Source organism: Nocardioides sp. NPDC023903, assembly GCF_040639295.1.
Classification (GTDB): Bacteria; Actinomycetota; Actinomycetes; order Propionibacteriales; family Nocardioidaceae; genus Nocardioides.
In genome coordinates, this window is record NZ_JBEZZS010000005.1 from 89,240 (window position 1) to 113,734 (window position 24,495).

At 69.1% G+C, this 24,495-nt stretch carries 24 protein-coding genes and 1 pseudogene; 11 read left to right on the forward strand and 14 right to left on the reverse strand.

Annotated elements, in window-relative coordinates; genetic code table 11:
- Nucleotides 1–22 precede the first annotated feature (22 nt).
- The 4 genes from aztD to aztB are packed head-to-tail and all read right to left on the reverse strand — an operon-like array spanning nucleotide 23 to nucleotide 4,204.
- Complete coding sequence (aztD, locus tag AB0F44_RS08160; protein ID WP_357354352.1) at nucleotides 23–1,204, reverse strand: zinc metallochaperone AztD; 1,182 nt, start codon at nucleotides 1,202–1,204, stop codon at nucleotides 23–25.
- 11 nt (nucleotides 1,205–1,215) lie between these two features.
- Nucleotides 1,216–2,142, reverse strand: a complete 927-nt coding sequence (gene aztC, locus AB0F44_RS08165; protein ID WP_357354354.1) for a zinc ABC transporter substrate-binding protein AztC — start codon at nucleotides 2,140–2,142, stop codon at nucleotides 1,216–1,218.
- On the reverse strand, nucleotides 2,139–3,356 hold the full coding sequence (locus AB0F44_RS08170; protein ID WP_357354356.1) for an ABC transporter: 1,218 nt from the start codon (nucleotides 3,354–3,356) through the stop codon (nucleotides 2,139–2,141). Before AB0F44_RS08170 ends, aztC begins: the two co-directional genes overlap by 4 nt.
- Entirely contained in the window at nucleotides 3,317–4,204 is an 888-nt protein-coding gene (gene aztB, locus AB0F44_RS08175) for a zinc ABC transporter permease AztB (RefSeq protein ID WP_357354358.1), read from the reverse strand. The genes AB0F44_RS08170 and aztB overlap by 40 nt, the downstream gene beginning before the upstream one ends.
- A 55-nt stretch (nucleotides 4,205–4,259) precedes the next feature.
- Here aztB and aztA point away from each other — a divergent pair, with 55 nt between their 5' ends.
- Nucleotides 4,260–4,889: a zinc ABC transporter ATP-binding protein AztA gene (gene aztA, locus AB0F44_RS08180; RefSeq protein ID WP_357354360.1), complete on the forward strand. Its 630-nt coding sequence runs from the start codon at nucleotides 4,260–4,262 to the stop codon at nucleotides 4,887–4,889.
- A 36-nt stretch (nucleotides 4,890–4,925) separates the two neighbouring features.
- Here aztA and AB0F44_RS08185 read toward each other — a convergent pair.
- Nucleotides 4,926–5,786 (reverse strand): annotated as a pseudogene (locus AB0F44_RS08185) (DMT family transporter); the annotation flags it as partial.
- Nucleotides 5,787–5,870: 84 nt separating this feature from the next.
- Between AB0F44_RS08185 and AB0F44_RS08190 the strand changes: the two are divergent.
- Complete coding sequence (locus AB0F44_RS08190) at nucleotides 5,871–6,335, forward strand: Lrp/AsnC family transcriptional regulator (RefSeq protein ID WP_357354362.1); 465 nt, start codon at nucleotides 5,871–5,873, stop codon at nucleotides 6,333–6,335.
- Nucleotides 6,336–6,345: 10 nt separating this feature from the next.
- On the opposite strand, the gene AB0F44_RS08195 is transcribed toward AB0F44_RS08190, so the two are convergent.
- Complete coding sequence (locus tag AB0F44_RS08195) at nucleotides 6,346–6,753, reverse strand: hypothetical protein (RefSeq protein ID WP_357354364.1); 408 nt, start codon at nucleotides 6,751–6,753, stop codon at nucleotides 6,346–6,348.
- Nucleotides 6,754–6,884: 131 nt separating this feature from the next.
- On the opposite strand from AB0F44_RS08195, the gene AB0F44_RS08200 reads away from it, so the two are divergent.
- Nucleotides 6,885–7,556 (forward strand): TetR/AcrR family transcriptional regulator, encoded by a 672-nt coding sequence (locus tag AB0F44_RS08200; RefSeq protein WP_357354366.1) that lies wholly within the window; start codon nucleotides 6,885–6,887, stop codon nucleotides 7,554–7,556.
- On the opposite strand, the gene AB0F44_RS08205 is transcribed toward AB0F44_RS08200, so the two are convergent.
- Together AB0F44_RS08205 and AB0F44_RS08210 are read right to left on the reverse strand one after the other, a co-directional pair.
- Nucleotides 7,532–8,299, reverse strand: a complete 768-nt coding sequence (locus AB0F44_RS08205; protein ID WP_357354368.1) for a crotonase/enoyl-CoA hydratase family protein — start codon at nucleotides 8,297–8,299, stop codon at nucleotides 7,532–7,534. The two genes, AB0F44_RS08200 and AB0F44_RS08205, sit on opposite strands and share 25 nt — an antisense overlap.
- The gene (locus AB0F44_RS08210) at nucleotides 8,296–9,921 is read right to left on the reverse strand and encodes an acyl-CoA dehydrogenase family protein (protein WP_357354370.1); all 1,626 of its coding nucleotides are present in this window, start codon (nucleotides 9,919–9,921) and stop codon (nucleotides 8,296–8,298) included. The genes AB0F44_RS08205 and AB0F44_RS08210 overlap by 4 nt, the downstream gene beginning before the upstream one ends.
- Nucleotides 9,922–10,013: 92 nt before the next feature.
- Between AB0F44_RS08210 and AB0F44_RS08215 the strand changes: the two genes are divergently transcribed.
- Nucleotides 10,014–10,739 (forward strand): PaaX domain-containing protein, C- domain protein, encoded by a 726-nt coding sequence (locus AB0F44_RS08215; protein WP_357354372.1) that lies wholly within the window; start codon nucleotides 10,014–10,016, stop codon nucleotides 10,737–10,739.
- A gap of 10 nt (nucleotides 10,740–10,749) precedes the next feature.
- Here AB0F44_RS08215 and AB0F44_RS08220 read toward each other — a convergent pair whose 3' ends face one another.
- The gene (locus tag AB0F44_RS08220) at nucleotides 10,750–11,889 is read right to left on the reverse strand and encodes a LuxR C-terminal-related transcriptional regulator (RefSeq protein ID WP_357354374.1); all 1,140 of its coding nucleotides are present in this window, start codon (nucleotides 11,887–11,889) and stop codon (nucleotides 10,750–10,752) included.
- Nucleotides 11,890–11,977: 88 nt separating this feature from the next.
- Between AB0F44_RS08220 and AB0F44_RS08225 the strand changes: the two genes are divergently transcribed.
- The 3 genes from AB0F44_RS08225 (at nucleotide 11,978) to AB0F44_RS08235 (ending at nucleotide 13,785) form a co-directional block, all read left to right on the forward strand.
- Nucleotides 11,978–12,781, forward strand: coding sequence for an MBL fold metallo-hydrolase (locus AB0F44_RS08225; RefSeq protein WP_357354376.1), 804 nt, complete (start codon nucleotides 11,978–11,980; stop codon nucleotides 12,779–12,781).
- Nucleotides 12,778–13,401, forward strand: a complete 624-nt coding sequence (locus AB0F44_RS08230) for an NAD(P)H-binding protein (protein WP_357354378.1) — start codon at nucleotides 12,778–12,780, stop codon at nucleotides 13,399–13,401. Before AB0F44_RS08225 ends, AB0F44_RS08230 begins: the two co-directional genes overlap by 4 nt.
- Before the next feature lie 165 nt (nucleotides 13,402–13,566).
- A complete protein-coding gene (locus AB0F44_RS08235; RefSeq protein WP_350660127.1) occupies nucleotides 13,567–13,785 on the forward strand; it encodes an amphi-Trp domain-containing protein in 219 nt (72 codons plus the stop codon).
- Nucleotides 13,786–13,821: 36 nt separating this feature from the next.
- On the opposite strand, the gene AB0F44_RS08240 is transcribed toward AB0F44_RS08235, so the two are convergent.
- Nucleotides 13,822–14,220, reverse strand: a complete 399-nt coding sequence (locus AB0F44_RS08240; RefSeq protein WP_357354380.1) for a hypothetical protein — start codon at nucleotides 14,218–14,220, stop codon at nucleotides 13,822–13,824.
- A 271-nt stretch (nucleotides 14,221–14,491) separates the two neighbouring features.
- On the opposite strand from AB0F44_RS08240, the gene AB0F44_RS08245 reads away from it, so the two are divergent.
- Nucleotides 14,492–14,836 (forward strand): carboxymuconolactone decarboxylase family protein, encoded by a 345-nt coding sequence (locus AB0F44_RS08245; RefSeq protein ID WP_357354381.1) that lies wholly within the window; start codon nucleotides 14,492–14,494, stop codon nucleotides 14,834–14,836.
- 9 nt (nucleotides 14,837–14,845) lie between these two features.
- Here AB0F44_RS08245 and AB0F44_RS08250 read toward each other — a convergent pair whose 3' ends face one another.
- Nucleotides 14,846–17,092 (reverse strand): LuxR C-terminal-related transcriptional regulator, encoded by a 2,247-nt coding sequence (locus AB0F44_RS08250; protein ID WP_357354383.1) that lies wholly within the window; start codon nucleotides 17,090–17,092, stop codon nucleotides 14,846–14,848.
- Between the two features lie 203 nt (nucleotides 17,093–17,295).
- Here AB0F44_RS08250 and AB0F44_RS08255 point away from each other — a divergent pair, with 203 nt between their 5' ends.
- The 3 genes from AB0F44_RS08255 (at nucleotide 17,296) to AB0F44_RS08265 (ending at nucleotide 20,725) form a co-directional block, all read left to right on the forward strand.
- The gene (locus AB0F44_RS08255; RefSeq protein WP_357354385.1) at nucleotides 17,296–18,411 is read left to right on the forward strand and encodes an AI-2E family transporter; all 1,116 of its coding nucleotides are present in this window, start codon (nucleotides 17,296–17,298) and stop codon (nucleotides 18,409–18,411) included.
- A gap of 7 nt (nucleotides 18,412–18,418) precedes the next feature.
- On the forward strand, nucleotides 18,419–19,363 hold the full coding sequence (locus AB0F44_RS08260) for a YhjD/YihY/BrkB family envelope integrity protein (RefSeq protein ID WP_357354387.1): 945 nt from the start codon (nucleotides 18,419–18,421) through the stop codon (nucleotides 19,361–19,363).
- 126 nt (nucleotides 19,364–19,489) lie between these two features.
- On the forward strand, nucleotides 19,490–20,725 hold the full coding sequence (locus tag AB0F44_RS08265; protein ID WP_357354389.1) for a cation:proton antiporter: 1,236 nt from the start codon (nucleotides 19,490–19,492) through the stop codon (nucleotides 20,723–20,725).
- Nucleotides 20,726–20,756: 31 nt separating this feature from the next.
- On the opposite strand, the gene AB0F44_RS08270 is transcribed toward AB0F44_RS08265, so the two are convergent.
- The 3 genes from AB0F44_RS08270 to AB0F44_RS08280 all read right to left on the reverse strand — a co-directional run bounded on the left by AB0F44_RS08270 (nucleotide 20,757) and on the right by AB0F44_RS08280 (nucleotide 24,415).
- The gene (locus AB0F44_RS08270; protein ID WP_357354391.1) at nucleotides 20,757–22,175 is read right to left on the reverse strand and encodes a DUF2252 domain-containing protein; all 1,419 of its coding nucleotides are present in this window, start codon (nucleotides 22,173–22,175) and stop codon (nucleotides 20,757–20,759) included.
- Between the two features lie 87 nt (nucleotides 22,176–22,262).
- On the reverse strand, nucleotides 22,263–22,928 hold the full coding sequence (locus tag AB0F44_RS08275) for a DUF4386 family protein (protein ID WP_357354393.1): 666 nt from the start codon (nucleotides 22,926–22,928) through the stop codon (nucleotides 22,263–22,265).
- A complete protein-coding gene (locus tag AB0F44_RS08280; protein ID WP_357354395.1) occupies nucleotides 22,925–24,415 on the reverse strand; it encodes an FAD-dependent monooxygenase in 1,491 nt (496 codons plus the stop codon). The genes AB0F44_RS08275 and AB0F44_RS08280 overlap by 4 nt, the downstream gene beginning before the upstream one ends.
- Between the last annotated feature and the right edge of the window lie 80 nt (nucleotides 24,416–24,495).

A 24,495-nucleotide genomic window follows, 5' to 3' on the forward strand; every position in this document is an offset into this window, starting at 1 on the left:
CGAGCACGACGAGCCACGAGAATCAGCCGACCGCGATCTCGTTCGGCTGCTCGGAGAGCTCGACCGATGCGGTCACCTCACCGGAGGTGAGGTCGACGGCGTGCACGGTGTTGCTGGCCGGCTCGGTGACGTACGCGATGTCGCCGTTCACCTTGATCGCCGGGTGCGGGTCCTGCCACTCCACCGGCCCCTCCCAGGGCTTCACGACCGGGAACTCGTCGGTGATCTTGCCGGTCGCCGGGTCCAGGACGTGGATCGAGCCGTCGGTGGCGAGGATGTAGGCCAGGTCCTCCGGGCCGCGCGCCACGTCGCGGAAGGTGTACTCGACACCCTCGGGGAGCACGACCGGCTTGAAGGTGCTCTTCTCGGTGTCGACGAGGGTGACCGTGTCGAGCAGGTAGCCCTCGGCGTCGGGGTCGGTGTTGTAGTCGCCGACGATGATCGGGCTGGTCTCCGAGACGTACGCATTGCCCATCCGGCCGAACTCGTCGGGCGCCTGCAGCTTCTCGAACTTCCCGTCGCGGTAGAGCAGGGCGCCGTCCTCGCAGCCGAAGACCACCGCCTCGTCGGCGGCCGTGCCCTCGCCGTGGATGCCGGGGCACGTGTCGTTGACGGCGACCTCCTTGAACTCGGCACCGTCAGGCTCGAGCGCGATCGCGCCCGAGCGGCTCTCCTCGGTGCCGACCGTGGTCAGCAGGGTGCCGTCCTCGAGCACGATCGAGACGCCGTGGTGGGCCTCGGGAGCCGTCCAGGTCGTCGTCTCCGGGAGCTTGCCGGCGTCACCGAGCGCACCGGTCTCGAAGATGGTGGTCTCGCCGCTGCCGTCGGCGAAGAGGACCGTCTTGTCGCCGTGGTGGACGACGTGCCCGCCGGTGTCGGCCGGGAAGACGAGGTCGGTCAGCTCGGGGGTTTGAGTGTCGAGCACCTGGAAGCCCTTGCTGGTGGTGACCGTGAGGTTGCGGCCGTCGCCGATCGAGTTGAGACGTACGAACTCCTCGGTCTCGAACTCCTCGACGACCTCGAGGGACTCACCGTCGAGGACGGCGATCCCGTTGGTGTAGGACACCGCGAGGCGGCTTCCGTTGTCCGCCTTCGGGGTCGACGACTCGTCGCCTTCGGCGGTGGATCCGCACGCCGACAGCGCCAGCGATACGCCGGCCACCGCCGTGATGGCTCGGAGGGCACGGTTCTGTGGGGTTTTCATGGGGGTGCCTTTCACTCGGTGGGCCCTGGTGAGAGCCCGCTGGTGATGCGCTCGGTGTTGGCGCGCATCATGGAGAGATAGGTGTCGGCGCCCTCGCCCTTCTCGGTGAGGGACTCGGTGAACAGCTCGCTGACCGCGACATCGACGCCCGCCTCGTCGGCGAGCACCTGGATGAGCCGGTCCGGCTGGGAGGACTCGGCGAAGATCGTCGGTACGCCGGCCTGCTCGATCGCCTCGGTCAGGTCGCGCAGGTCCGCGGCGCTGGGCGCGGCCAGGGTCGTCCCACCCGGGATGACCGCGCCGACGACGCGGAACCCGAACCGCTCGGCCAGGTAGCCGAACACGTGGTGGTTGGTGACCAGGCTGCGGTTCTGCTCCGGGATGCTCGCGAAGGAGCCGGTCATCTCCTGGTCGAGCTTCTCGAGCTCGGTCCGGTACGCCGCAGCCGCCTGCTCCACGGTCCGGTCGTCGATGCCCTCGATGTCCTTCGTCGCGGCTTCGAGGCCGTCGACGACGTCACGCATCCGTGCCGGGTCGGTCCAGAAGTGCGGGTCCGGCGTGCCGGCGGACTCCCCGTCGGCATAGTCGAGGACGTCGATCTGCTCGCCTGCGACGTACGTCTCGACGCCGGCCTCGGCCGCCTGGTCGAGATGGCGCTGGAGGCCCTCCTCGAGGCCGAGCCCGTTGGAGACGACCAGGTCGGCATCGCGCATCATCGCGGCCTCCCGGGCGGAGATCTCGAACGAGTGTGGGTCCGCGTTGGGCCGCATCAGGGTGGTGACCTGAGCGGCGTCGCCGACCGTGCTGGCGACGACGTCGCCGAGGATGTTGGTGGTCACCACGATGTGGGGGCGATCGTCGCCGTCGTCGCCTCCGGCGCAGGCGGTCAGCGTCATCGCGATCGTGATCGCGACGGTGGTCCCGAGCAGGCGCCTCATCGGCCCGTCTCCGTGAAGAACACCGGGGCGGTGGGCGTCTCGAGCGTCCTCGCGATCCGCGCCTTGTCGGCGTAGTCGATCTCGTGGACGACGCCCTTGGCCGGCACGTTGAGGTAGGCGCGCTCCTGGTCGACAACCAGGTCGATCCCCTTGTCACTCGGGTCCACGAGAGGCTCCGTCGCGGCGATCTGCCTGCCGTCCTCGGCGGCGAAGACGCGGACACGGCCGGTGGTGTCGAGGGCGAGCACGTGGCCCTCCTCGTCGTCGGCGGCGACCACCTGCCGCAGCGGTACGCCCGCGTCGAGGTGGCTCCAGGTCCGCTCGCGGGTGTCGAGGAGCCAGATCTCGGTCTTCCCGGAGACGGCCGCGACCGTCGGTCGGCTCTTGCGGCCGTCGAAGCTCGTGGCTCGTGGCGCCGAGGTGCCCTTCGGATATTCGATCCGCTCGAAGCTGGGCTCGCCGTCGGTCTCGGTGGCCAGCACCGCGCCGTCGGCGCAGCCGACGACCACGCCGACCCTGGTGGTGATCGTGCCGCTCGCCTCGGCGCAGGCGATCTGGGTCTCGTCGGCCTTGCCGCCAGCGTCGTGATAGCTCAGCCCGGTGACCTCACCGCCGTCGGCGACCGTCACCAGGGCTCCGTCGCCGAACGGAGCGACCATCCCCGCGTGCGGCTCAGCCTCGAGCCGGAACAGCTCGCGCACCTCGCCGTCAGCGAGGGCCTCGTTGTCCAGCAGGACCGCCTCGCCGCTCTCGTGGAAGAAGACTCCCGTCGAGCCGGCCGTCGACAGCGGACCGGTCGCGACCGTCGCCCTGCCTTCGCCCTCGACCGTGCCGAGCACCCTCGGCTCGCCCCGGTAGTAGTGGAAGTGGTCGCCGTGGTCCCAGGTCCACATCCCGCTGTCGACGACCTCCACGCCGTCCGCGGTGGTCGCGAACAGGTAGCGGCCGTCGGAGTCGACCGCGCTCGGTGCGCCGATGGTCCCGACCTCCGCCGAGCTCCCCTCGAGGAGGTCGAGCTGGGCGACCGCGCCGTCGGCGTCGATCGTGGTCAGGTGCAGCTGGGGCTCGGCGACCTCCTGCGCGCCGTCGACGGCGCCATGGTCCTTCCCGGAGGTGGACCCGGCGCTCGGGTCATCGGCCGAAGAGGTGCCGCATCCGGTGGCGGCGACCAGGGTCAACCCTGTGACGATGCCGGCGAGTGTCCTGCGGTGCATGAGGTCCTTTCGGAGGTGGGGGACGGACGTCGAAGAAGACCGAGGGCGCTGCGGAGCAGCCCCGAGGTGACCGCGGTGAGGATGGCCGCGCAGGCGATCGACGCCCCAGCGGCGGTTCCCGCGTACCAGGAAGCGGTCAGGCCGAGAAAGACCGCGACGGCGCCGATCCCGGCAGCGCAGGCCATGGTGGTGGGGATCCGCGTGGTCCACTGCCCCGCGGCCACGGCGGGCGCGAGAAGCAGCGCGATCACGAGCAGCGAGCCGACCGCCTGATAGGACGCGACCACGGCGAGGGTCACCAGACCGACGAGCATCACCTGCGCCAGCTGCGGGTGCAGGCCCAACGTACGGGCGATCCGGGGATCGAAGGCCGAGGCGACGAACGCCCGGTGGAAGCCGACCGCGATGGCCAGGGTGACGGCGAGGGCGATCGCGAGGACGGTGATGTCGTCGGGCCCGATGGCGAGTACGTCGCCGAACAGCATCGCCGTCGCGTCCGTGGCGAAGCTGCGGGAGTGGGAGATGATGATGACGCCGAGCGAGAGCATCGCCACGAACAGCAGCCCGATGCTGGTGTCGTACGTCAGCCGGCCGCGGCGCTGGAGCGCTCCGATCGTCGCGCTCATGACGATCGCGCTCACCGCGCCGCCGAGCATGACGGGTGCGCCGAGGACCGTCGCGAGGGCGACACCGGGCAGCATCCCGTGCCCGATCGCCTCGCCGAGGAACGCCATCCCCCGGATCACGACCCAGGTGCCGACGACCCCGCAGATCGCCGCGACCAGCACGCCGCCGGCCAGCGCCTGCAGTATGAAGTCGGTCCGGAAGGGCTCGATGATCGATGGCACGGGGCGGGACTCTAGCGCTTAATGAGAATGGTTACCAATTGCTATAGTGAGGCACGTGCTTCCCCATGACCAGACCGACTCCCCACACCTGTCCGCCCACGACCTCTGCTTCGGCTACGACAGCCACGACGTGATCCACGAGGTCAGCGCCGCATTTCGGGCCGGGACGGTCACCGCCGTCGCGGGGCCGAACGGGTCGGGGAAGTCGACCTTCGTCGAGCTGCTCGCCGGGGTGCGAAACCCGCGGCGCGGCTCGGTCACTCGCCATGGACGGCTCGCCCTGGTCGTGCAGCGCCCCTCGACCCCGGACGCCCTTCCGGTGACCGTCCACGACGTCGTCGCGATCGGAACCTGGGGACGGCGGGGCGGGCGACGGCGGGGCGACGTCGCGGAGGCGATCGACCGAGTCGGCCTGACCGGCCTCGAGCACCGTACGTTCGGCGAGCTCTCCGGCGGACAGCGCCAGCGCGCGCTACTGGCTCAGGGCATCGTCCAGCGTGCGGAGATCCTGCTCCTGGACGAACCCGCTGCGGGGCTCGACGCCGCCAGCCGGCAGCGCACCCGCGAGCTCCTCACCGAGGAGGCCGCCCGCGGCGCCACGATCGCGTGCGTCACCCATGACGAGGAGAGCATCGCCGCCGCCGACCACGTCATCCGGCTCGAGGCCGGCCGGATCGTCGCCTGAGGTCGGCGCGGACCCGAACCTGTTGAACGTGGCCACGCCGGCCACGATGAGGGCCAGCGCGACGGCGAGGCCGACCCCGATGCGCTCACCGAAGATCGGGACGGCGACGACAGCGGTCAGCACCGGGCTCACCGCGCCACCGACCGAGGCCGGGCCGCTGCCGAGCGCCTTGACGGAGAAGGCGTAGCAGAGCGTCGACATCAGTCCGGTCCCGATGCCCTGGAGCGCGATGAGGATCAGCACGTCGTCGAGCGCGGCGGTGCCCGCGAGCAGGTGCGACGGCATCGCGCCGAACGAAGCCAGCACGAGCGCGGCCAGGCTCGAGACGGTGCAGATGGTCAGCACCATCTGCAAGAGCGTCAGGCTCGTACGCTGCAGGCCCGACGTGAACACCGCCCAGGCGAAGCCTCCGACGAGCAGAAGCCCGACCCCGCCCAGGGACGCGCCGCCGCCGACCAGGAACCCGCTCACCGCGACGCCGGCCGTGATGAGCCCCAGCGCTGCCACCCGCCGCGGTGACAGCGAGGCCCGGCCACGCGCCAGCGCGAGCAGCGTGACGAAGAGCGGCACCGTGCCCGGGACCAGCATCCCGGTGAGCGCGGCGCTGGTCAGCTGGGCGCCGAACGCGAAGACGAGGAAGTGCGGGAGCCCACCCACGAGCAGCAGCGCGAGGACGTACGGCCGCTCGCGGCGTACGGCCCTGATCGTGCTCGGCAGCAGCGGGGCCAGCAGGACCACCGGCGTTGCGAACCGGAGGAACGCGGCGTCGGCGACGGTCAGGCTCGACCCGCCGATGCCGCGCGTGCTCAGCGCGAACGACGACCACAGCACCACCGTCATCCCCAGCGCCGACCATCCCGCCAGCGCCCGATTCCCACCACTCTGCTGCGTCCCCATGGTGCGCCACGATAGGAAAAATGAAGGCGCACATGATTGCCTGATCTGCCACGTTCAGACGGCTCGGTGGCAGAATCTGCCAACATGCGTACGATCGACGAGACCGACAAGCACATCCTCTGGGAGCTGCAGCAGAACGGCCGCCTGACCAACCAGGAGCTCGCCGACCGCGTCGGCCTCTCCCCCTCGCCGTGCCTGCGCCGCGTACGAGCCCTGGAGGAGGCCGGCGTGATCAGCGGCTACCGTGCCGTCGTCGACCCGCACGCGGTCGGCATGAACATCACCGCGTTCGTACGCATCAAGATGGCCACCCACACGACCGACGCGGTCGAGACCGTCGAGGAGCACCTCCGCGCCATCCCCGAGGTCACCGAGGCGTACGTCCTGGCCGGCGACCACGACTACCTGCTGAAGGTCGTCACCTCGTCCTTCGAGACGTACGAGAGGTTTCTGCGCGACAACCTGCGCACCATGCCGGCGCTCGCCTCGATCGAGACCACCTTCGCCTTCGGCAACACGAAAGAGAGCTCCCCGCTCCCCCTCGGCTGACCCCTCGGCGTCAGAAACCGACTTCTCGGCGGGCCGGGGTGTCGTCGCAGAATCTGTCGAAGGCACGGGCGGCGGCGTCGATCTGGGCCGCCATGCCACGCAGTCCACCGCGCCCGACCGCTCGCCTGGTCTCGCTCTCGAACAACGCCCGGTCATACGCGGGGAGCATCGCCACCAGCCGTCGCCGGGCCCTGTTCGACACGGGCCGGTCCGGCTGCAGGGGCTGGACGAAGACCTCGACCACGTTGTCCATCCAGTCCAGGTCGAACTCGACGAGGTAGGGCGGCAAGACCAGCCGGACCACGGCGCCGCCCATCCGGTCCACCTGCGAGTAGGAGGTCGGCACGAAGCGAGCCGCGACCGACTCGGCAACCGCCTGGGATCGGCGCTTCAGGATGTCGTTGCCAATGGTGGACACTGCGCCTCCGCCCGAACGTGACCAGTGGTCATGTGACCACCGGTCATAGGTTAGGGGCGCCGCCGCCGGACGGTCAAGGACCATGTCGGCGGCACGCTACGATGCGAGCGTCCAGCCATGAGAGAGGACTGGTGGCGCCATTGCCTACGCCGACCTGGGAGCGTCTCCCGGAGGCCAAACGCGATGCCGTGCGCCGGGCTGCGGAGGAAGAGTTCGGGGTCCGGGGCTACAACGCCGCCAGCCTCAACACCATCTGCCGTGAGGCCGGGATCTCCAAGGGCAGCCTGTTCCAGTACTTCACCGACAAGGCCGACCTCTTCGTCCACCTGATCGCCCGGGCCAGCCACGACATCCGAGCGGCGATGGAGGCGGCCAGCGCCGACTTCCCGTGGATGACCGACTACATCGGCTCGGTCAACATGCTCATGGATGCGTGGATCGACTACTTCTACGACCACCCACGCCACCGGCAGATGCTGGTCTCGGCCAACCTCGAGCACAACCCCAAGGCGCTCGCCGCCGTCCGTGAGGCCGTCTATGTCGACTACCTCGAGGTCATCGGCGGCATGATCGATCTCGGCATCGCCATCGGCGCACTCCGCGAGGACACCGACCGCGATGCCCTCGTCGCCGCCATCATCATGCTGCTTCCGCACATCGCCCTCGGCCCTCACGTACGCGGCCTGGACCCGCTCCTCGGCCTCGCCGGCTCCGACCGCACCCACGCCATGTCCGTCGGTCGCAGGCTGATCCAGGTGCTGATGGGCCAGTACGTCTGTCAGTCGGTCCCGAAGGAGCCGTGACGTCCGGCTCCGTCAGCGAACCGGGTCGCGCCCGCGACAGTGTCCGTGGTCACCGACACGACACCATGGGCGTACTCCACGGCCAGCGCGTCCTGCTCGCTGAGACCCTCCTGCTCCAGCATGGAGAGCCGGTCGTGGCGCATGCAGGTCTGCGGGAAGGCGGCGAGCTGTCGCGCCAGGTCCTGCGCCGCCGCGAGGGCCTGACCGGGCGGGACGACACGGTTGGCCAACCCCATCCGCAGAGCCTCCTCGGCACCGACGGGACGGCCGGTGAGGATCAGGTCCATGGCGTTGCTGGCGCCGATCAGCCGAGGCAGCCGAACCGTGCCGCCGTCGATCAGCGGTACGCCCCAGCGCCGGCAGAAGACGCCGAAGACCGCGTCCTCCTCCATGACCCGCAGGTCGGCCCAGATCGCCAGCTCCAGGCCTCCGGCGACGGCATGGCCGGCGACGGCGGCGATGACGGGCTTGCCCAGCCGCATCCGCGTAGGCCCCATCGGGCCGTCCCCGTCGGGCTCGAACCGGTTGGGATCGCCACCGGCGACCGCCTTCAGGTCGGCGCCGGCGCAGAAGTTGCCGCCTTCACCGTGCAGCACCGCGACGGCAGCATCGGGATCGGCGTCGAACTCCTCGAAGGCGGCCACGAGGGCCTCCGCCGTCGCCCGGTCGACGGCGTTGCGTACCTCTGGGCGGTTGATCCGGACCGTGGTGACCGGACCTTCCTTGGTGACCTCGACCGTCATGCCGGGAGCGCGCGCTCGATGATCGCGGACAGGTCGCCGCGCGGCGACAGGGTGCCGAACGCGCCTCCCCAGTCGCGGCCGAGGCGCGAGGAGCAGAACGCGTCGGCGACGGGAGCCGGTGCGTGCCGGACAAGCTGCGACCCCTGGAAGACCAGTGCCATCTGCTCGACGATCCGCCGGGCCCGGAGCTCGAGGTCGTCGAAGGAGGTGAACTCCTTCTTCAAGCGGTCCAGCGCAGCGTCGTAGCGGGCGTCGGCACCGGAAGCGAGCTCCGCCTCCGCCACGAAGGCGTCCAGGGTGTGCGGCTCGTTCGCCAGCGCTCGCAGGGCGTCGAGCGCCGCCACGTTGCCCGATCCCTCCCAGATCGAGAGGAGCGGCATCTCGCGATAGATGCGGGCGACGTCGAAGTCTTCGATGTAGCCGTTCCCGCCCAGGCACTCCAGGGCTTCGTTGACCATGAACGGCGCCCGCTTGCAGACGTAGTACTTCGTGACCGCCAGCGCGATCCGGCGCAAGGCGGCCTCGCCCTCGTCCCCGCGGATCGCCCGGTCGTTGGCACCCGCCAGCCGCAGCATCGCCGTCGTCGCGGCCTCGGACTCGACCTGCAGATCAGCGAGTACGTTGCGCATCGCCGGCTGCTCGATCAGCGGCTTGCCGAACGCCGAGCGATGCCGGGCGTGGTGCGCTGCCATGGTCAGCGCGGTGCGCATGCCGGCCGAGGAGCCGATCACGCAGTCGAGGCGGGTCATGTTGACCATCTCGACGATCGTGCGGACCCCGCGGCCCTCCTCGCCGACGAGCCAGCCGGTCGCTGCGTCGTGCTCGATCTCGGAGGAGGCGTTCGACCTGTTGCCGAGCTTGTCCTTGAGCCGCATGAAACGCATGGCGTTGCGCTCGCCGCCGGGCAGTACGCGCGGGACGAGGAAGCAGGAGACGCCGGCGGGCGTCTGGGCGAGGGTGAGGAACAGGTCGCTCATCGGGGCGCTGGTGAACCACTTGTGCCCGCGCAGGACGTAGGTGCCGTCGGTCTGCGGAGTCGCGGTCGTCGTGTTCGCGCGTACGTCGGAGCCACCCTGCTTCTCCGTCATCGACATCCCGGCGATCAGACCGCGCTTGGACTCGGGATCACGCAGGCCGAAGTCGAACTCCCGGCTCGTCAGCAGCGGCTCGAACCGGGCGGCGAGCTCGGGGTTTGCGCGCAGCGCCGGCACCACGGCGTAGGTCATCGAGATCGGGCAGCCGTGGCCGGCATCGACGTTCCAGGCGTAGAACTTCGCGGCCCGGGCGACGTGGGCGCCAGGCCGGTCATCGGCCCAGGGGGCAGCGTGCAGACCGTTCTCCACCGCCACGCCCATCAGCTGGTGGTACGCCGGGACGTACTCGACCTCGTCGACGCGGTGACCGTAGCGGTCATGGGTGTGCAGACGCGGGGGCACCCGCTCGGCAAGCCGGCCCCACTCCTGCGCCTCGGCAGTGCCGGCGAGGCGGCCCAGCTCGTCGATCTCCGGAAGCGCCCACGCGGCGCCCTCACGCTCGAGACCCTCCCGCAGGACCGGATCACCAGCCGTGTTGTGACCCACCAACGGCGGGACCTGGTTGAACACCTCATGCGTGCTGGTCATGCGTCTACCCCTTGCTGGTGGAGGCCATCAATCATGATGTTACATAATCAGCAACAACCGTGTCGAGAAATGTTGCATGAGAGGATGTCCGTGTGGCTACCGCGCGCGATGAACTGGCTCCGCTCTCCGCCCGCTCCACCATCCTGAGCCTGATGCTCGGCGCGCACCCGAACCCGTTGACCCCCGCCGACCTCGCCCGCGCCGGCCAGTTCTTCGGCATCGCACCGGCGACCGTGCGGGTCGCGGCCACCCGCGCCGTCAGCGACGGCGACCTGCGCAGGACCGAGGCCGGCTACCGACTCGGCGAGCGGCTCGTCCAGCGGCAGGCTCATCAGGACGAAGCGGTGCACACGGCGGACAAGCCGTGGGACAGCTCTTGGGAGATGGCCGTCGTCGTGACCGCCGGCCGTCCCGGCCCCGAACGCGCCGTGCTGCGCGATGCACTGAAGGCGCACCGACTCGCCGAGCTTCGCGAAGGGGTCTGGACCCGACCGGCCAACCTCCAGCGTCCGCGCTTCTCGGATCCGGTCCTTCAGGACTTCACGGCAACCCCCGAGCAGGATCCGCGCGAGCTCGCCGCCTCGTTGTGGGATCTCGCCGGCTGGGCGCGCGAAGGTGAGCGTCTGCTCGAGCTCCTGTCGTCCACACCCCAGCCCGCGCTCCGTCTAGCGACGGCCGCCGCGATCGTGCGCCACCTCAGCGAAGACCCGCTCCTCCCCGTCGAGCTCCGCCCGACGGACTGGCCGGCTGCGGACCTGCGCGATACCTACAGCGCCTACCAGCGCGAACTGAGCGACCTCGCCGCGCTGCCCCGCTGAGCGACTCGGATCAAGCGTTCGGTCCCGGCATCGGACCGCCGCGCAGCGGGAGCTGGGTGGCGGCGCGCTGCTCGTTGTCGCGCAGCCGGCCCTCGTAGTGGCTGAAGAACACCTTGGCGACCAGGTCGCGGCGGCTGCGTACGCCTGTCTTCTCGAACACGTGCTTGAGGTGCTGCTGAACGGTGTGCGGCGAGATGAACAGCGCTTGGGCGATCTCGACCGTCGAGAGGCCCTTCAGCACGAGCTGGGTGAGCTCCTTCTCGCGGTCCGTCATCCCGTACGCCGACATCAGGAGCGTCGCGATGCGCGCGGGATGAGCGGGCTCGACGATGACGGCCACCTGTGGATCCGGTCGCGTCGCGAGCACAGCGCCGTGCAGCACGATCCAGGTGCCCGACTCGCTGAGGACGCGCGAGGTCGCCACCTCGCCCGCCTCTCCCGGTGAGTCGACCGAGCGCAGCGCTCGCGCCGCGACCGCGGCGACCGCAACCGGCACGGCCCCCGGGGCGGGGCGAGGAAGATCCGCGAGCCATCGCTCGACACCTTCGGTGGCCGAGTCGATACCGAGCGACGAGTTCAGCACGACCAGGCCCGGAGCGCCGGACGAGTCCGGGTCGGAGGCCTCGCCCAGCAGGAGCGCGTTGCGCGCCGCCTCCGCGAGGCTGGGAGCTATCGCCCGTAGGAAGGCCTTGTCGTCGGCACCGAACATCGGCCGGTCAGGTTCGCGGTACAGCGCCAGCGAACCCCAGACGACGCCGGCGCGGGTCCGCAACGAGACGATGATCTCCTGATCGCCGCCGAGCTCCATGTTCGCCTTCCACCGCGCCGTCGACGACGGGTCGCCATCGGTGATCTCGTAGAGCGTCGAGACGCCTTGGTCCGACTTCGCGACATCGCTGAGCTTGTGGACGCCGTCGGCTCGGTACTCGTTGTCGAGGAAGTCGGCCGGCAGCACCGGCAGCAGCTCGTCGAAGTGGCTGGTGATCAACAGCGAAGCGGGATCCAGCGTGTAGAAGCACGGCGCCCAGTAGTGCGGGATCGCGTCGGCGATCGGCTCGCGGCACTCCCGCCACAGCGCCACCAGATCGAGCCCCTGTCTGCTCAGGCGCTCGATCTTGTCCTGCGACCGCTCACGGGTGCGCTGGTTCACCTGATCGAAACTACTCCCCGCGAGGGGTCAGCTGAATGCCAGATTGCTGGTATATCGCGTGGTCAGAGCGGTGCCTAGCGTCAACAGCATGGACATTCACAAGAGCTCACACGACGTGAGCCAGCTGGCCGACTGCGCCATGGTTCCAGGGCTGGGATTCCTGCCCGTGAACGCGTTCGTGCTGCATGCGCAGGAACCGGTCGTGGTCGACACCGGACTCAGCACTCCCGACAAGCACTTCCTGGACGACCTCGCCATGGTCATCGACCCTGCCGATGTGCGGTGGATCTGGATCACCCACCCCGACCGCGACCACACCGGCGGCGTACGGGCGTTGCTCGACGCGGCTCCGAACGCGCGCCTGATCACCACCTTCGGCGGCGTCGGGATCCTCGGCTGCGAGTGGGAGGTCCCGCTCGACCGGGTCTACCTGCTCAACCCGGGCCAGGCGCTCGAGGTGGGCGACCGGACCATCCGAGCCTTCCGCCCTCCTCTGTTCGACAGCCCGGTCACGACCGGATTCGTCGACGAGAGCACAGGCGCGATCTTCACCTCCGACTGCTTCGGCTCACCGGTGCCGACCGCCGAGCTGGCCACCTGCGCTGACGCCCGCGACGTCGGGGACGTACGCGAGGGGCAGCTGCTCTGGGCGACCATGGACAGTCCGTGGGTCGCCAACGTCGACGAGGCTCGCTATCGCGAGACGATCGAGCCGCTTCGATCAGCTGAGCCGACGGCCATCTTCAGCACTCACCTGCCTCCCGTGCTCGCGCACACGGACACCATGTTCGACACGATCAGCCAGGCGCCTCACGCACCGTCCTTCGCCATGCCCGATCAGCGGGCTCTCGAGGAGCTCCTCGCGACCTTCGCCCCGGGGGTGGCGTCATGAAGCTCGCGATGTTCGGTGGCAGCGGATTCGTCGGCGCACCGGCGCTCGCGCTGGCTGCCGAGCGCGGACACGACGTCCGGGCCCTGATGAGGTCTTCGAACCGAGACGTTCCTCCAGGTGTCGATGCCGTGGTGGGCGACGTACTGGACCCGGAAGCCGTGGCCCGGACGGTGGCCGGCTGTGAAGCCGTCGTGTCGACCCTCGGCGGGTGGGGTGACAGCGATTCGATCGACCTCGGCGCCCGCAACGTGCTCGCCGCCATGCGCGACGAGGGAACCACCCGGATCGTCTTCATGGAAGGCTTCAACATCCCCTTCCCCGGAGACCCACGCAACGCCGGCGCGATCCTCATCGACACGGTCGTACGCCTGCGCAGCCCGAGCCACGTGCGAAGTCAGCGGCGTCTGGGGCTCATGCTGCAGGCATGCGACGACCTCGACTGGACGATGGTGCGAACCCCGATCGTCCGCGCCGGGGACAGGACCGGTCGCACCGAGCTCGGAACCCTCAAGATGGGTCCACGAAGCCACGTGACGACCGGCGATCTCGCCGAGGCGCTGCTCGACGCCGTAGAGGACGGTCGGCACCTGCGCGCGGCTCCCATGCTCCGTTCCATGTGATTTCTCCGCTTGATGCTCGCGCTGGACTCGAGCAGGATTCACGCGTTCCGTATGACGCCGGTCTCCACGTCGATGGGTAGGTTGCGATGGTGCCATCTGTAGGGCTGGCACGAATCGCGCTCGGCCGAGATCAGCAATCCTCAACGTCGAAGCAAGGAGATCGAGATGGACCTGATGGAAGTCACCGAACGGGCGAGGCTCCGTCGTGAGGACGCCGCGGCTCGCCTGCATGCCCTGGCCGACGCGCTCGCCAGCAACAACGAGGTCGAGTTCGAAAGAGGCGGGCTGCGCTTCAAGGTGCACGTACCCGACGAGGTCGACTTCAAGCTGGAGGTCGAGATCGGGGACGACGAGCGCGAGCTCGAGATCGAGCTGAAGTGGTGACCGGCGCCGCGCCCAGTTGACGCCGCGCGGTCCGGGTCAGCAGGTTTCCTGGACGTCGGTCACGAGGGTCTGAATGTCGGTGCCGAAGGTGGACAGTGCAGCGCGAGCCGCGGCCAGCGTGTCCACGGAGGCGTCCGCCATGGCCGACTCGACGCTGCTGGTCAGAGCGGCGAAGCTCGCCTCGACGGCCTCGATCTGCGTCGAGAACTCGTCGGAGGCGTCCGACTTGACCTCGCCCAGGTCGTCCTCGACCGCACTCAGCCCACTCTGCAGGTCACTGAGAGCCTCGGAGGAGCCGACGTCGATGCCTTTGACGTCGTCGACCGACGACTGCAGCTCGTTGACCGAGCTGCACACGGCGGGCTCGTCTTCACCACATGCTGCCAGCGGCGCGCTGAGCGCCAGAGCGGCGACGATGGCAGGGATGAGCTTCATGGTGACTCCTTCGATGGGTCGGCGTGGCGTCGGGCAACCGGTCCCATCATTCGCGGCGAGCGGACCGGGGTCGTCACACAGAAGACGTGAACGTCAGAGCCCGCCGGCCGGGTTCACCAGATCTGCGTGATGCGGCCCCGGGCCGGGTGGGGATGAATGGGCTCCTGCAGCGCGATTCTCTTTCCCGGCCCGGCGGCCTCACATTCTTCGTCGGCGTGGGGACATGGGTGGTCGCGGTCAGACTCAGATCGAGCCGGAAGGACGGTCCGGAGTGCACTACGTCGATCGACTCCACCGCCTGGTCATCAACCAGACCGACTGGGCAGAGGCACCCGCCCACGCGGCCGACGTCGCGTGGCTCGAACCCATGCTGGATGCCCGGACCCTGGCCCTGGTCCGGCTGGCCGCGCTGGTTGCGGTCGGTGGTGAGGTCCCCTCCTACGGGGCCGCCGCGGATGCGGCCGTCGATGCCGGCGCGAGCGCTGCTGAGGTCGTCGACGTGCTGATCGGTGTCCTTCCGGTCATCGGTACGGCGCGCGTGGTGGCGGCCGCTCCCAGGCTGGCGATGGCGCTCGGATATGACGCCGACGCGCTCGAGCAGGAGCACCCCGGCTGATCGTTGTCACTAGCCGCCGAGGAGCCCGACGACGGTTGCCTGCTTCACTGCCTCGTTGCGTGAGGAGACCCCCAGCTTGCGGTAGATCGAGGCGACCTCCGAGCTCACGGTGTTGCGTGAGACGTACAGCCGCTCCCCGATCTCGCCGATGGTCAGGTGGGTCTGCAGGTACGGCAGGAGCCGTAGCTCCGCGGGTGTCAGAGGCGGCCCTCGGCCGGTCACACCCCTCGCATCCGCAGCGATGACCTTCCGGAAGTCGTTGACCTGGTCGACCAGGACGCCGAGATCCGGGACATGAACGAGGATGTCATCGATCTCGCGGAGCAGGTGGCGCGCCGTCGTGTGGTCGCCACGAGCCCAGAAGACCCTGGCCATCTGTAGCCGGCTGCGCGTGGCGAGGGAGGGCAGGACGTACGTGCAGGACGGGCGTGCCCGCATCCCCCGCGTCAGCTGCAGATCCACCTGCTCCGACGCGCCGTCGTGCAGGGCAAGCCGTGCAGCCGCCGCGAACGCCAGCACGCTGGCCGCGTAGTCGTACATCCGATACTCGTCGACGACGCCGACTGCCCGGGCGACGCGATCCCTGGCCTCGCCCCACTGGCCGCGCTCCATCGCCAACAGTGCCAGCACCGACTCCGCGTTCACGACAGTGTCGATGTTGCCGATCTCGCCCCCGACGGCGGCCGTCTCGCTGAACAGAGCAGCTGCCCGGTCCACATCTCCAACAAGGAGATGCGCCTCCGCGGACCCGGTGAGCGCCATGTCCCGCCACGCGCTCCACGCCGGCTCCTGCGCCATCGCCACATCGGCGTCGCGCATCATCCGTTCCGGGCCGGCCGGACACATCAAGGTTCTCAACATGGCGCGCAAAGACTCGAACGACGCCGTGCCGTCCACAGGCACCTGATCGTAGACGGCTTCATCCGCCAGAGCGGCCCAGCGCTGGGCTTCCACGGGCTCACCGCCCAACACCCCGATCCAGCCGGCCAACACCGCCAGAGGGGGATGAGCCGAGATGGTGTCGCCACCGAGCGCTGCCAGCCATCTTCGTACGGTCGAGAGCTGACCGGCGCTGTAGGTGACCTGCACGAGCTGTGTGATCAGCTGCACGCAACGGTCGCGCTCGCTGGTGTTCAACAGGTGCTCCAGCGCCATCGCCGGCGCCCCGTTCGCCTCGTACCAGTCGGCGGCGCGCAGGTGCAGCCCCATGACTGCATCGGGTTCGACACGGCGCAGCTCCCCGAGCAGGAACTCCCGGAAAAGTGAGTGGTACCGATACCACTCCCGCCTGCGATCCAGCGGGATCAGGAACGAGTTCGACGCCTCGAGCGCCTGCAACCGGTCCTGGCCGCCCGACTCCGCGAGCAGCGCGTCGCAGAGCGGTGCGTGCAGTCGGTCCAGCACCGCGGTCCGGCGCAGGAAGCGCTGGGTCGACTGGTCCTGCTGGCTCAACGACTCGCGGTACAGGTAGTCGGCCACGTACCGGTCGTTGCCCGACACCGTCCAGTCGTCCTGCTGGGCGTCGCGGGCGATCATCGCCGCCAGCTGAACGCCGGCCGGCCAGCCTTCGGTCCGTTCGATGACGAGCGCGGCCTGGGTCTCGGTCAGCGGGACCTCGGACCTGGAGAAGATCTGCTCGGCGCCGCCGGGTTCCAGGGCGAGGTCGGCGGCCAGCAGCTCCAGCGCGTCCCCCGAGGCCCGCATGCGGGACAGATGCGGCTGCTCTGCGCGGCTCGCGGTCACCAGCTGCGAGCCGGCGGGCATGCCGGAGATCACCACGCTCAGGACGTCGTGACACGCGGGGGCCTGCAGATCGTGCAGATCGTCGAGCATCAGGACGAACGGGGCCGGACTCCTCCGGAACGCGGACGCGATGACCGGCGCGGCACGGCCCAGAGCAGAGACACCCACACCGCGGACATCGGCGACAAGCCCGGCCCAGGCCGGGAACATCCTGACGTACGCCGAGGCCAGGACCGCGAGCAATATGCCCGGATCGTCGTCGAGAGGGTCGAGCGAGACCCACCCGACGACACGGTCCTCCGCCGCGGCCCACTCGCAGAGCAGTGTCGACTTTCCGTAGCCTGCCGGCGCCGTGATCCCAGCCGCTCTCACCGGACTGGCCCTGGCCACCTCGATGATCGGCGCCCGACTGACCATGCCGGGACGCATCTGCGGCGCCGAAAGCTTGACATCGAGGAGCACGTCATCAAGCCCGGCGGCCGGCCGCGCACGCGCGGAACGACTCTCCGTCACACGACCGAGCGTACGAACAGCGAGGACCGCGGCGCCTCATCCGCTCCGGGTGACACGTCGCACGACTCCAGCCGCCGGGGCCTGCAGATTTTTTTCACATGATGAAGGTGATTCGCACTCCGGGAACCAGCACTGGAATGAACCCGTTCCAGCCGGCGCATCCGGTGCGGCTCAGCGCGACCCGGGAGGGGTGACCAGATCCCATGAAGCCCGCCTCCACCACTGTCCCGAGCGGGCTTCGGCCCCGATCGTTCGCCTGGACTCTGCTGCTGGGTGTCGCCGCGCTGACCATTGCGTTGGCCGGGGTGAGATCCATCGCCGACATCGTCGGGCCGGTCTTCACGGCGCTGGTCATCACGATCACGTTGCACCCGATCCGCCTGTGGCTGGAACGGAGACGGCTTCCCGGGTGGGCGACCTCATTGATCATGCTGGTCGCGGCAGTCCTGTTGCTCTCCCTCTTCGCGATGGCCCTGATGGTGTCGATCGCCCAGTTGGCCGCCCTGGTGCCCCAGTACGCCGACCAGATCGCGGACGGTGTCGCGAACGTGGGGAACACCTTGCGGGACGCGGGAGTCAAGCAGGAGCAGATCGATGCGGTGGTGAAGGCGTTCGACCCGGGCCAGCTCATCGACGTCGCCATGTCGGTGCTCTCCGGCACGCTCGGCCTGGTCACCGATCTGCTCTTCCTGATCACGGTGCTGCTCTTCATCGCCTTCGACACCAACTCCACGCGCCGCAGCCTGAAGACGTTGGGTGACCGCTTCCCCGACCCGGTCGCCGCGCTGGACAACTTCGCCCGTGGCACCCGCAGCTACATGGGTGTCTCGGCCAGCTTCGGGCTGGTCGTCGCCGTCATCGACGGGGTCGCCCTGTACCTCTTGGACGTCCCCGGAGCCTTCGTGTGGGCGGTGCTCGCATTCGTCACCAACTTCATCCCGAACGTCGGCTTCGTCATCGGCGTCATCCCGCCGGCCCTCATCGCCCTGCTCGACAGCGGGCTCGGCCTGATGATCACCGTCATCGTCGTCTACAGCGTCATCAACTTCGTGATCCAGTCCATCATCCAGCCGCGCGTGGTCGGCGACTCGGTCGGTCTCTCGCCCACGTTGACGTTCCTCTCGCTGGTGTTCTGGACCTGGGTCGTCGGACCGGTCGGCGCGCTGCTCGCCGTCCCGTTCACCCTGCTCACCAAAGCCCTCTTGGTCGAGGCCGATCCTGGCCGAAGGTGGGCTCTGCCACTGATCTCAGGGAAGCCGGACACAGAGCCGGAGCCGGCGGTCCCGGCCGAGCTTCAGCCTGAGGGAACGCCAGAATGAGACCGAGATGGACTCGAACGACGGGACTCCGTCTGCGGAGAGCCAGCCAGGCCCAGACGCCAAGCCGGCCGACGATCTGGCCAGGGCACGCGTCGATGCCTCCTTGGGACGTCTGCCCGCTGGGCTGCAGCGGCGGCTGCGACGGCTGCTCGACAGGCGGCCGGGACGGATCGTGCTGCAGGCAGCCGCGGGGCTCGGCCGAGTCGAGGTGTTCGACCGGTCGATGACCATCGCGGCCCAGTTCTTCACCTCCGTACTCCCGGTTCTCATCCTGATCGCCACCCTGGGCTCGAACAGCGACGGGTTCGCCGACGCGATCGACTTGCCGGAGCAGTCCCGGCAGATCCTCGAGGGCGCTGTCGACAGCGGCGGTGCAGCGTTCGGCATCGTCGGGGCCATCTTCGTGCTCGTCTCGGCCACCAGCCTGTCTCGGGCGCTGGCTCGTGCCTTCGCCGCGATCTGGGGACTGCCGCGACCGCAGACCAGGCTGAGCTCAGCCTGGCGGTGGTTGGCTGTCGTCCTCGTCTTCGCGCTCTCCCTGGTCCTCGTCCGCGCTGCGGGCGAGCCCCTCGACTCCATCCCCCCACGGGAGCTGTGGCCACGGGTGGTCTCGTTCTCCTGGGACGTCGCGGTCGCAGCGTTCGTCCCCTGGGCGCTGCTCGCCGGCGCCGTTCGCGCTCGGATGCTGGTTCCGGGTGCACTGCTGTTCGCTCTCCTGATGATCACCGTCCGCCCCGCCACCCAGGCATGGCTCCCCGGGGCGCTCGAGGCAAGCGCCGACCGGTACGGATCCATCGGTGTCGCCTTCACCTATCTGACCTGGCTCTACGTCGCCGCCTTCTGCTTTCTCGCGACCGCGCTCGTGGGCCAGGTGTTGGCGACCGCTCCTGGGATGCTCGGTCGACGCATCCGGGGCGAGCACCGCCGTATGCCCGGGAGAGCCGACGGCTGACGACACGTCGTCGAGGGCACCCGCCAGTTCACACAGACAGTGCGATGAGACCCGGCGGCCACGCCCGTACGTTCGTCACGAATGACCGCCTGACCAAGCCGTCGCGTCGACCCGGAGGTCCGCCGCATGGATTCCCTGGCACTCACCGCCGTTCTCGCGGCCATCGTCACCTGGTGTGTTCTCGCCGGCCGGCTTCAGCCCGCCGGGCTCACCGCCCCCATCGTGTTCGTGGCGTGCGGCTGGGTATTTGCCGACGTGTTCGGCTTGTTCGACCTCGAGGTCGAACCCGAGCTGGTCAAGCTCATCGCCGAAGTCACCCTCGTCTGGATCCTCTTCGCGGACGCGTCTCGGGTCCGGCTCGGCCAGTTCCGACGTGATCTGGGCACCTATGTGCGACTGCTCGGCGTCGGCTTGCCGCTGACGATCGCGCTGGGCGCGGGTGCCGCGATGATAGTGATCGGCTTCGACCCGTGGGCGGCCCTCCTGGTCGGCGCGGCACTGGCGCCCACCGACGCCGCGCTCGGGGCACCCGTCATGTCGAACCCGCACGTGCCGGCGAGGGTGCGACGCGCACTGAACGTCGAGAGCGGGCTGAACGACGGGATCGCGACGCCGATCGTTCTGGTGGCCATTGCCGGTGTCGCGACGGCGGAGGGAGTCCTCGGCGTCGAGAGCCCGGGCGGAGCGGTTCTCTCGCTGCTGGTCGGGCTGGTCGCGGGCATCGTCATCGGCGGCGTGGGCGGCACCGTCAGCAGGCTCGCCAGCAGACGCGGCTGGCTTTCCGAGGAGCTCGCCGGCCCGGCCGTACTGGCTCTCGCCCTCCTCGCGTACACCGCGTCTCTCTTGGTGGATGGGAACGGGTTCGTCGCTGCCTTCGTGGCCGGCTTGGTCTTCGGGAACACCGCCGGGAGCAGCGGCGAGAAGGAGGTGTACTTCGTCGACCAGTCCAGCGACGTCGCCTCGATGATCAGCTGGCTCGTCTTCGGTGCGCTGGCCGTGCCGGTCATCCAGGACCAGTGGAGCTGGACCGTGCTGCTCTACGCGGTCCTCAGCCTGACCGTCGTCCGCATGCTGCCGGTCGCGATAGCGCTGCTCGGCGCCGGGTTCGACCGCTTCAGCGTCGTCTTCATCGGCTGGTTCGGTCCTCGCGGCCTGGCCTCGGTCATCTTCGCCCTGATCGTGCTCGAAGACCTGCACGCTGTCGGCACCGACGTCGTCGCGGTCATCTCCCTCACGGTCCTGCTCAGTGTCCTGGCCCACGGCCTCGCCGCGGTCCCCGCAGCGAACCGGTTCGCCTCGGCGGGCCGCCCGACGGATACCTCGCCCGAACCGGACCAGACATCCGGGCGCGCCGCGGGGTGATGGTCCTGCCCGCCGAGCTCGCCCGATGGGCTCAGCCACTCCGAGCCACGATCCGGCCCTCGTCGACCGCACGACGGAGCGCTGCGTAGTCCCGCTCATTCTGGTCGGCGTAGGCCTCGGCGAACGTCGAGATGGCCCGATCGAACCGATCACCGGCGCCGAGGTAGCTCGCGATGGCGACCGGGTCACCGGAGCGTGCGTGGGCCCTTGCCAGCGTCCACCCACACATCCGGGCGTACCCGGTCATGGCAGCGGGATTCATCGCCTCCACGATCGCCGAACCCTTGCCGTCCCACAGCTGCCGGACGAAGAAGTCTCGCTCGACGCCGTCGAACCCGCTCGCCGTCACCCAGCCGAGCATCACGTCGCTCGCGGACTGCATCAGTCGCTGCCCCTCGACGACCCGCTGACCGTGGCTGGTGTACGCGCTCTTGCCGAGGAAGGGCTCCAAGACGGATGCCTGGGCCTCCTTGGCCTGGAGGAACAGCGGATCATGGTCGTCGTTGCCGACCAGCAGCACGATCCAGGAGCGGGTGCCTACGCTGCCCACCCCGACCACCTTGCGTGCGGCGTCGGTGAAGCGGAACCCCTCGAGCAGGTGCCGGTGGTCCCCCTGCAGGGTCCGGCGGTAGATGTGCAGGATGGCATGGAGCATGTCCTCGACCTCATGAAACTCCTTGTCGGGCATCAGCTCCTGGATCCTGGCGATCATCGGAGGATCGTTGATCAGGCGCGGACGTCCGTCCACGATCTCCACGAGCTTGGAGAAGGCCTTCAAGCTGTTCGTCGACCGGGCCTTGGCCATGTTCTTGCGGAAGCGCTTGACCTGCTTGGCCGTGAACTGCGAGCTCAGCAGGGCGTCCAGCTCGTCCACGTCCAAGCGGGCGTACCACACGTCGAGCTTGCGCATCTGCGCCAGTTCCTGCATCGCCTCTCGGTAGGACGATGCGGCGGCCAGGTTGACGGCCCTTCGCTCCGCATCGTCGAACTCTCGATCACGCCCTGCCACCGCGAAGCTCGCCACCATTCGCTTGACGTCCCACTCGAAGGGGCCGGGCAAGGTCTCGTCGAAGTCGTTGAGGTCGAAGACCAGGCGCCGGTCCGGTGCTGCGAACGACCCGAAGTTCGACAGGTGCGCGTCGCCGCACAGCTGGACCGTCAGGTCCGTGCGCGGCGCACTCGCCAGATCTGCCGCCATCAGGTAGGCGGAACCACGGTAGAACGTGAACGGGTCCACCAGCATCCGGCCGTAGCGGAGCGGTACGAGCTCTTGCATCCGACTGCTTCCCTGCTCCTCGAGGAGGCCGACAGGGTCGGCCCGGTCGGGCGCCGGATGCCACTCGCCGTGGACCGACCGTGGGACCTCCGATCGCGCCCCACGGCCCACCGAAGCCCGCTCCGCCAGGGTGCGGTGGTGGGGTCTAGGGGCCTGGGTCTCGATCGAGCTCATCAGTCCATGTGACCTCACGCGCCCGTCATCGGCATCACGCAGCCTGTGTGACGCACCGGAGGCCGGTCGGCACCTATGTCTCTGTTCTCAGGCCCGCCGCCAGACGTGGACGGCCAGGCCGATGGCGGCGGCGGCCATCGGGAGGCTGGTGATCAGGCCAGCAATGCCGTCTCCTGGCACGACGAAGGTGATGAGAGTGAACAGGGTCGCGACGGGGATCCATCGGGGAACTGTTCCTGACCGGAGGAGGCCGACGGCCTGGAGCACTGTGCCGACCATGACGATCAGACCGCCGATCGCCAACGGGCCGAACAGGTGCAGCTGGTCTTCGGCGATTGCTTGGACCACGGCGACGCCGTCGGCGTGGGGAACATCGGGGCTCGTGGGGAAGTAGTACGCGCCGGCCAAGAATCCGGCGCCGACGGCTTGGACGGCGATGCCCACCCACATCAAGCCTGCACCCCATGTCGCCCACGTCGAGCCACGGTGCCTGACGAGGACCAGGGTGGCAACGGCTTGAGCTGTCACGGTGAGCGAGGCGACGGCTCCGAGACCGAGCAGCAACCCCCACCACAGCTGACGGATCGGCTCGATGTCGCCGTAGGCGTAGGTCTCGTTGCCAGTGGATGTCTCCGGCCAGAGCAGGCCGCCGGGGACGGTGAGGATTGCGGTGACGGTCAGCACGACCGAAACGACGCGAATCCGAGTGCGTGTCGCGTTGGCGGTGGCGCGGGAGGCCGTGAATGTGTTCATGCTGCACTCCTTGGGGCCCGAGCTCGAGATAGGAAGGTGTCGATCGCCCGGTGGACGTCGGAGCGTGAATAGTCGACGGTCCACCAGCTGGCGAGGGGCACACCGTCGGGGCGGACGAGGACGGCGCCGGTGGGGCTGATGCCGATAGCGCAGGCAGCCGCTCGGGGCAGTCGCGTCGTCATGATGGGCGGCGATCCCGCTTGCGTCGGATTGTCGGGCGACGCCTCGGCGTCAGGCCCGACGATCAGGGTGAGACCGGGTCCGACCAGGTCGATGGTCGATCGGCCCGCGTCACGATCGGGCGATGGGACGTCCACCCACGTGTGCCCGACGCGGCCGCCGAGATCGACCTGAAGTTCGCTGAGCGCATCGCGTCGGGTGCCCTCTGGGTCAGCTGAACGGGTGACGTTGTGCGCGGCGGCTGGCCTGCGTTCGTCCTCGTACGTCGACAGGAACTCAGGCGGCGCCCACCCGAGCAGCACCCACGCCAGCTTCCAGCCCAGGTCGCGTCCGCTGGCGATGGCCGTGTTGAGGCCGGTTCCACCGCGCGGGGTGACACGGTGTGCTGCGTCGCCGGCCAGGTAGACCCGACCGCTGTTGAAGGTGTCGGCGAGCTGCGCCGCCGAGGTGAACCAGCCGAAACGGTCGATCCGGATCGGGAGGCCGGGCACTCCGGAGGCACGCTCGAGCCGATGCCGCAGCAGCTCGCGAGCCGAGGATGTGTCGTCGACCAGATCGCGGGCGAGGTCGCAGCCGAAGAGCCAACGGTCGTCGGGTCCGGCTGGCGCGAGGATTCCCGCACCCTCCGAGTCGGTGATCGCGTACACCCCGTGCCGGTGATCTCCCATCAGCTCCCAAAGCGGAGCATGGACCTCGGCCATGACACCCTCGATGAGGCCGTCGAGACCTGTGTGCTGGATGCCGAGCGACGTACGGATTCGGCTCTTGGCGCCATCCGCGGCGATGACGTACTCGGCAGCCATCTCGAAGCTCTGGCCGGAGCTGACCTCTCTCAGGGTCAGAACCGCTTGCTCAGGGGTGTGTCGGACATCGACGGCCTCGACGCCGCGCACGACGCGCGCGGTGGGCATTGCGGCCAGGTGCTCGAGAAGGACCGACTCCAGATGGTCCTGCGGTACGCAGGCCGGCGACATCGGGCTCACCATCGCGCTCTGCTGGGGTGAGGGATACCCGATGTCGATGCGGAATCCCTCGGTGACCCTCGCCGCTGTCGGTATCTCCAGCATCGACATCTCGACGTCGACGCCACCGGCCAGAACGCGGTCAGCCAGACCCCAGGAGCGAAGCATCTCCATGGTGCGAACGCCCAGGACGGTAGCCCGGGGGAGATCCGAGCCCACCGCGCGCCGTTCGACGAGGACGACCTCGATGCCGTACCGGGCCAGCGAGACGGCGGCCGTGAGTCCCGCCGGGCCGGCGCCGACGACCACAACCGGACGAACCTGACCGACGGTGAGTGATGCCATCATCAGGACCCACTTTCATCGGACGGTTTGTCTTTCAGAATACACTGTGTATCACAGAAGACACGGTGTCAACTGAAATG

Excerpts from the sequence above, each read along its gene's own strand:
- AB0F44_RS08280 (WP_357354395.1), bottom strand. The coding sequence starts at position 24,415 with ATGGCATCACTCACCGTCGGTCAGGTTCGTCCGGTTGTGGTCGTCGGC.
- AB0F44_RS08190 (WP_357354362.1), top strand. The coding sequence starts at position 5,871 with ATGCGTACGATCGACGAGACCGACAAGCACATCCTCTGGGAGCTGCAG.
- AB0F44_RS08230 (WP_357354378.1), top strand. The coding sequence starts at position 12,778 with ATGAAGCTCGCGATGTTCGGTGGCAGCGGATTCGTCGGCGCACCGGCG.
- AB0F44_RS08235 (WP_350660127.1), top strand. The coding sequence starts at position 13,567 with ATGGACCTGATGGAAGTCACCGAACGGGCGAGGCTCCGTCGTGAGGAC.
- AB0F44_RS08260 (WP_357354387.1), top strand. The coding sequence starts at position 18,419 with ATGGACTCGAACGACGGGACTCCGTCTGCGGAGAGCCAGCCAGGCCCA.
- aztD (WP_357354352.1), bottom strand. The coding sequence starts at position 1,204 with ATGAAAACCCCACAGAACCGTGCCCTCCGAGCCATCACGGCGGTGGCC.
- AB0F44_RS08170 (WP_357354356.1), bottom strand. The coding sequence starts at position 3,356 with ATGCACCGCAGGACACTCGCCGGCATCGTCACAGGGTTGACCCTGGTC.
- AB0F44_RS08240 (WP_357354380.1), bottom strand. The coding sequence starts at position 14,220 with ATGAAGCTCATCCCTGCCATCGTCGCCGCTCTGGCGCTCAGCGCGCCG.
- AB0F44_RS08205 (WP_357354368.1), bottom strand. The coding sequence starts at position 8,299 with ATGACGGTCGAGGTCACCAAGGAAGGTCCGGTCACCACGGTCCGGATC.
- AB0F44_RS08210 (WP_357354370.1), bottom strand. The coding sequence starts at position 9,921 with ATGACCAGCACGCATGAGGTGTTCAACCAGGTCCCGCCGTTGGTGGGT.
- AB0F44_RS08255 (WP_357354385.1), top strand. The coding sequence starts at position 17,296 with ATGAAGCCCGCCTCCACCACTGTCCCGAGCGGGCTTCGGCCCCGATCG.
- AB0F44_RS08270 (WP_357354391.1), bottom strand. The coding sequence starts at position 22,175 with ATGAGCTCGATCGAGACCCAGGCCCCTAGACCCCACCACCGCACCCTG.
- AB0F44_RS08275 (WP_357354393.1), bottom strand. The coding sequence starts at position 22,928 with ATGAACACATTCACGGCCTCCCGCGCCACCGCCAACGCGACACGCACT.
- AB0F44_RS08225 (WP_357354376.1), top strand. The coding sequence starts at position 11,978 with ATGGACATTCACAAGAGCTCACACGACGTGAGCCAGCTGGCCGACTGC.
- AB0F44_RS08265 (WP_357354389.1), top strand. The coding sequence starts at position 19,490 with ATGGATTCCCTGGCACTCACCGCCGTTCTCGCGGCCATCGTCACCTGG.
- aztC (WP_357354354.1), bottom strand. The coding sequence starts at position 2,142 with ATGAGGCGCCTGCTCGGGACCACCGTCGCGATCACGATCGCGATGACG.